4 protein-coding genes are annotated in these 6,045 nt (G+C 57.4%); all 4 read left to right on the top strand.

What is annotated here, in order from left to right:
• Positions 1 to 960, top strand: a 960-nt coding sequence (locus tag NW815_RS05310; RefSeq protein WP_414415782.1) for a pyruvate kinase, incomplete at its 5' end; no start/stop codon positions are given.
• Between the two features lie 138 nt (positions 961 to 1,098).
• The gene (locus NW815_RS05305; protein ID WP_414342658.1) at positions 1,099 to 1,329 is read left to right on the top strand and encodes a DUF4327 family protein; all 231 of its coding nucleotides are present in this window, start codon (positions 1,099 to 1,101) and stop codon (positions 1,327 to 1,329) included.
• A gap of 150 nt (positions 1,330 to 1,479) precedes the next feature.
• The gene (locus NW815_RS05300; RefSeq protein ID WP_414388282.1) at positions 1,480 to 3,762 is read left to right on the top strand and encodes a RelA/SpoT family protein; all 2,283 of its coding nucleotides are present in this window, start codon (positions 1,480 to 1,482) and stop codon (positions 3,760 to 3,762) included.
• Positions 3,763 to 4,503: 741 nt separating this feature from the next.
• Positions 4,504 to 5,880, top strand: a complete 1,377-nt coding sequence (gene dnaN, locus NW815_RS05295; RefSeq protein WP_414388285.1) for a DNA polymerase III subunit beta — start codon at positions 4,504 to 4,506, stop codon at positions 5,878 to 5,880.
• Positions 5,881 to 6,045: the final 165 nt, after the last annotated feature.

Genomic DNA, 6,045 nt, shown 5'->3' with positions numbered 1-6,045 from the left:
CCCCGGCCTACCCGTGCCGAAATCTCCGATGTGGCCAACGCCATTTTGGATGGCACCGATGCCGTCATGCTCTCCAACGAGACGGCTGTGGGCAAATACCCTGTCGAGGCCGTTGCCACCATGGCCCGCATTGCCGTGCGCACCGAGCGCGATTACTTTGACCTGACCTCCGCCGACCGACGACAACGCCTTCGCGCCCTTGCCATGCAGGAGCTGAGCCAAAACAACGGCAACAGTCCTGCTGGAATGCGGCCCAAAACCCTGATCACCGACTCGATCAGCCGCGCCGTGGGGGAGATCGCCCAAGAGTTGGATGCTGTAGCCGTGATGACCCTGACCAAAACAGGGGCTACTGCTCGCAATGTCTCTAAGTTTCGCCCCCGCACTCCCATCCTAGCCGTAACCCCCCATGTGGAAGTGGCACGGCGGCTGCAGTTGGTTTGGGGGGTACATCCGCTGTTGGTTATGGATTTGGCCACCACCCGCCAGACCTTTCAAGCGGCCATCAGCTTGGCTCAGGAAGATGGCTTGCTCAAGGATGGCGACTTGGTGGTGCTCAGTGCAGGAACCCTGCCAGGGGTTGCGGGATCCACCGATCTGATCAAGGTGGATGTGGTGAAAGCGGTGGTGGCTCAAGGCAAAGGGTTTGGCAAAGGCATTGTCAGCGGCCCGGCCCGCATCTTGAGATCCAGCCTCGATGCCAGCAAAATCACCGCCGGAGACATTTTGGTTGCCCAATCCACCGACGCCAACTATGTGGAGGCCATCAAACAGGCAGCCGGCGTGATTACCGAAGAAGAGGGAGCCTCCTCTCATGCAGCGGTCATTGGCCTGCGGCTGGGGGTGCCGGTGCTGGTGGGGGTCAAGGATGCCACCCGCTTAATCCGGGATGGGTCTATTGTCACTTTGGATGCAGAAAAAGGCATAGTGACTGCGGGAGCCGATGGCTTGGGCTTTTAAGCGGGCCTTAAGGTTGCCTGCAATACAAACTTGTATCTCTTGCTACGAAACGAGACCCAGTTCTATGATGGGGGTAGCGAGGCAAGATTTTCCCTGACCCTTCGGTGCGTCCCATCCATTCCACGTGTAGGTTAAGCTATGCCCACTTTACAAGCCACCCACTATGCGGTTGAGGCCATCCAGGAGGAAGCTCGTCGCCTCATTCAGCAGGGGGTCTTACGCCGCTCTGCAGCCATTGCCCACCTGCAACCCTTCTTCCCCCAGCGGGAGTGGCAGGCGATTGCCCAAGAGCTGGAGCTGCAAGACTACTGCCCCTCGGATCCCCTCTGCGATTTGATCGGCAACTGCGAGGAGTGGAGCGAAGACTGACTCTCGATCTGCCGAGGATGGCAAGTGGTCGGCGTTGGCAGACAGCCAATGCCTCTTTTTATTCCGCCGTTTTTTCCTCCTCTAATCTGTCGGCGGCTAAGCTGGATGAACTATAGTCAGTAATTAAACATCCCTTTTCGCCGGGTTCGCATGGGTCAGACGGCTGTCATTGCCACCTCAGATGGAGGTCTCGACCTGAATAGCCTCGGTTTTGAGGTGCCAGGGTGGCTGCGTGCTCTGCTTTCCGGTGCCGAGGATCCCGGCGATGGGCTGCGGCCTTACACGGCTGAAGAAGCCGATCTGCTGCGCCGTGCCTTTGAGTTTTCCTATTGTTTGCATCAGGGCCAAAAACGCAAATCAGGGGATCCCTACATTGCCCATCCGGTAGCCGTGGCTACTCTCCTGCGGGAGCTGGGGGGAGATGCGGTGACGGTGGCAGCGGGCCTTTTGCACGATGTTATTGAGGATACAGAAGTTACCCCAGAAGCCCTGGAAGCTGAATTCGGCTCTGAAGTTCGCCTACTGGTAGAAGGAGTTACCAAACTCTCTAAGTTCAATTTCTCCAGCAAAACCGAGCAGCAAGCGGAAAATTTCCGCCGCATGTTTGTGGCCATGGCCAAAGATATTCGAGTCATCGTGGTCAAGCTGGCGGATCGCTTACACAACATGCGCACGCTGCAGTATCTCTCCCCCAGTAAGCAACGGCAAATTGCAGCCGAAACCATGGAAATTTTCGCCCCTTTGGCCAACCGGCTGGGGATCTGGCACTTCAAATGGGAACTGGAGGACCTGGCTTTTAAGTATCTGGACTACGAAGCTTACCGGAAGATTCAGGAATTGGTCAACGCCAAGCGCGCCGAGCGAGAGGCCGAGATCCAAGCTTTTATCGAAGAGCTGCGGCAGAACCTTCTTCAAGCGGGACTGGAACGCTTTGAGATCAGCGGACGGCCCAAACATTTGTACAGCATCTATCGCAAGATGCAGCAGCAGCACAAAGAATTTCACGAGATTTACGATCTCTCGGCAGTGCGGGTGATCGTGCATACCAACAGCGAGTGCTATCGGGTGCTGGCAGTCGTTCACAACTGCTTTCGCCCCATCCCTGGGCGTTTCAAAGACTACATTGGTCTGCCCAAGGCCAATCGTTACCAATCTTTGCATACGGCGGTGATTGGCCCGCAGGGAAGACCGGTGGAGGTGCAGATCCGCACCGAAGAGATGCACCGCGTGGCTGAGTACGGGATCGCCGCCCACTGGAAGTACAAGGAGGCCGGCAGCACCACTGTCAAGCCCGACGAGGAGCGCTTCACCTGGCTGCGACAGCTGTTGGAGTGGCAAAACGACCTCAAAGATGACAAGGAGTATCTGGACACCCTTCGCGAGAACCTGTTTGAGAGCGAGGTTTACGTCTTTACGCCCAAGGGGGACTTGCTGGCTCTGCCCCAGGGATCCTGTCCGGTGGACTTCGCCTATCGCATCCACTCCGAAATTGGGGATCACTGTGCAGGAGCGCGGGTAAACAACAAGATCGTGCCCCTGGATACCCGCCTGCGCAACGGCGACATTGTGCAGATCATCACGCACAAAAATGCCCATCCCAGCCTGGACTGGATCAATTTCGTTGCCACCAGCTCTGCCCGCAATCGCATTCGCCAATGGTTTAAGCGCTCAAATCGTGAGCAAAACATCGCGCGGGGCCGGCATTTACTGGAGCGGGAACTTGGCAAAACGGGCTTTGATGCCCTGCTCAAATCAGAGCGGATGCAGAAGGTAGCCGAAAAGCTCAACTACGCCAGTGTAGAGGATTTGTTAGCCGCTCTGGGTTATGGTGAGACAACCCCCACGCTGGTGATCCATCGGCTGCAGGAGGTCAGCAGGCCGGCAGTATCTGCTCCCACAGAGGAGGAATCGCTTGAGGGATCCAAGCTGTTGTTGCCACGGGCTTCTGCGGCTCCCAGTTCTATCAAATCCCAATCTCCCATTCTGGGGGTGGAGGGTCTGAAACACCAGTTGGCCAAGTGTTGTAATCCGCTGCCGGGGGATCCGATTTTGGGCGTAGTCACCCGCTTTAAGGGGATCAGCATCCATCACCGGGATTGCCCAAGGGTGGCCCAGGTTTCGGGGGAACGGCTGGTGCCGGTACGATGGAACGAAGAGCAACTGCGGCAGAGCGCCCAGATCTACCCGGTAGAACTGCATCTGGAGGTTATCGACCGCGTTGGGGTGCTGCGGGACATCCTTTCCCGCCTATCGGATCAAGGTATCAATGTTCGCAATGCCAAGGTACAAACTTTTGCCAACCGCACCGCCCTGATCGATCTCTGTATCGATGTACGTGATAAGAAACAGCTCACCCAGGTTCAAAGTCAACTGCGCCAGCTTTCTGACGTGATCGTGCTGCGCTCCCGCCATCACCAAAACGGATCCCGTTGACCTACGCCTGGCCCTTCGCGGGTACGGACTCTAGACCGCATCCCTATTGCGACTCGCTCCTGCAGCAGCCCAATTTTGGGTCAGGCGCTGTCCCATCCTCATCCTGACCTCCTTTGCCGCTTCTGGTGCGCAGAGCGCTTTCCCGCCCCTCTGGGGTCTTGCCAAAAATCCCGTGTCAGCTTACAGGTGGCCAGGCAAGGCCGACAAGCCCAGAGCAATATCCCAGGCTTTCTTCGACAGCCTGTGGAAAACCTGTGGAAATCCAGCGAAGCCCGCCCCAGCTCCGGTGGAATCCCCAGCCATATCTAGGGGGAAGGATTCACTACCTTAGGGGATCTCACACTGACTGTGCGTTAATTTTTATGAATTTGTCAGAAAACCATAACATTAGCCTGTGGAAAACCTGTGGAAAAACCTGGAAAATCTGTGGAAAACCTGTGGAAAAACCCCCCAAGTTATTAACAAGTATAAATACCCTGTGGAAAAGTGGCCAAGTTATCCACAGTTTTTCCACAGGTGGGGAATAGGCTCAAAAGCTCATGGCACAAGGTGTTGACGATCACTTTCCACAGTTTCCACAGCCCCTACTACTACTAGATCAAAAAATTAAATTAGGCAGGGATCGAAATTTCAGATCTGTCCTACGCGCGAGGCAAATTTTCCAAAACTCGACCGCAAGGGGAGGGATCCAACCGGGGCAGTCGGTGTAGGATCTGCGTGTGCAGCCCTCAAGTGCCCCCCATGGTGCAAGCTCAACGTCCTGTGGATCGAGAACTCGAGGCCGAGTCATTTGCGGCAGTGTTGCGCAGCAGCAAGACTGCAGCTCCTCAGCGTGGGGAGGGATACCTTGACGGGGCCGTGGACTCGTCTCCGGAGGGTTTCAGCTTCACCTGCGAGCAAGCCGATCTCAGCCACCACCTCGCTTCCGTTGGACGGGCTGTGGCCAGCCGCCCCGCCCTGCCCGTTTTGGCCAATGTGTTGGTGGAGGCCGACGCGGAAACTCAGCGGGTTGCTTTGACCGCCTTTGACTTGAACTTGTGCATTCGCAGCGAGTTCGAGGCTCAGGTCAGGGGATCCGGTCGCACCACCCTGCCGGCCAAGCTGCTCAGCGACATCGTCAGCCGTCTGCCCAGGGGCCCAGTGACTCTTGACGCGAGCAGCCAAGCCCAGGAGAGTGCCCCTGTGATTCTCATGTCGGCAGCCGGCCAGTATCAAGTGCGCAGCCTGTCGGCTGAAGAGTACCCCACCCTACCGGAAATACTGCTCCGCACCGCCGACGCAGATGGCGATTTTGTGGGGGAGGAAAGCCCAACAGCTCAGGCCCTGGAGCTGCCCATCGAGAGCCTGTTGCAGGGGATCGGCCAAACCCTTTTTGCGGCCTCTGGAGATGAGACCAAGCAGGTGCTCACAGGGGTGCATGTCAAGCTCTTGCCAGGGGATCCCCCTTGCCTGGAGTTTGCAGCCACCGATGGGCACCGTCTGGCGATGGTGCAGGTGGAGGCCGAAGGGATCCCGGTTGCTTCGGCCCATGGGGAAATAGGGTTGGATTTCACCATTCCCGCTCGCACTTTGCGGGAGGTGGAGCGCATCCTCGGCACCCAGACCGCGGCCTCTACGGTGGAATTGCGGTTTGACCGATCCCAGGTGCAGTTTGTCCTGCCTCCTCGCGCCAGCAAAACGCAGTGCCAACAGCGGATCACCAGCCGCCTTTTGGAGGGCCAATATCCCGACTACAACCGCCTGATTCCCAGGCAATTTGAGCGGCAGATAACCCTGGAGCGTCGGCCTTTGATTGAGTCGCTGGAACGGGTGGGAGTACTCGCTGCCCAAAGAAACGACATCGTCAAGTTCAATCTTTCTGCCGCAACCCAAACCCTGCGCATCAGCACCGAGGCGCCCGATGTGGGCAGTGGCGAGGAATCGTTGCCAGTGCAGATGTCTGGTCCTGACCTGGAGCTGGCCTTCAATGTGCGTTACCTGCTGGATGCCCTCAGGGTGTTTCATACGCAGCAGGTGAGCCTGGAGCTAAACGGCGCCACGCAGCCGGCCATCTGGAAGCCCCTTGGGGCAATGCGGCTCTGTTATTTGGTTATGCCGGTGCAGCTACGGGCTACCTAGTCTTAGGAGAGCTCCACCCAGCTCTAGTCCAAAACTCTCAAGGTCATCTCAGTACAAATCTACAGTTGTTTGCATTGCCCCCTCTCCCAGAGGGAAAGGAGCCAGGGATGGTCGCGGAAGCGGCGCCGAGCGTTCAGGGAGCATGCCTCTAACCCCCAAAACCCT

The sequence above is a fragment of the Synechococcus sp. R6-7 genome (assembly GCF_047461695.1).
Taxonomy (GTDB): domain Bacteria; phylum Cyanobacteriota; class Cyanobacteriia; order Thermostichales; family Thermostichaceae; genus Thermostichus.
Note: the sequence above shows the minus strand (reverse complement) of the source record. Positions and strands in the feature narration are given on the sequence as shown.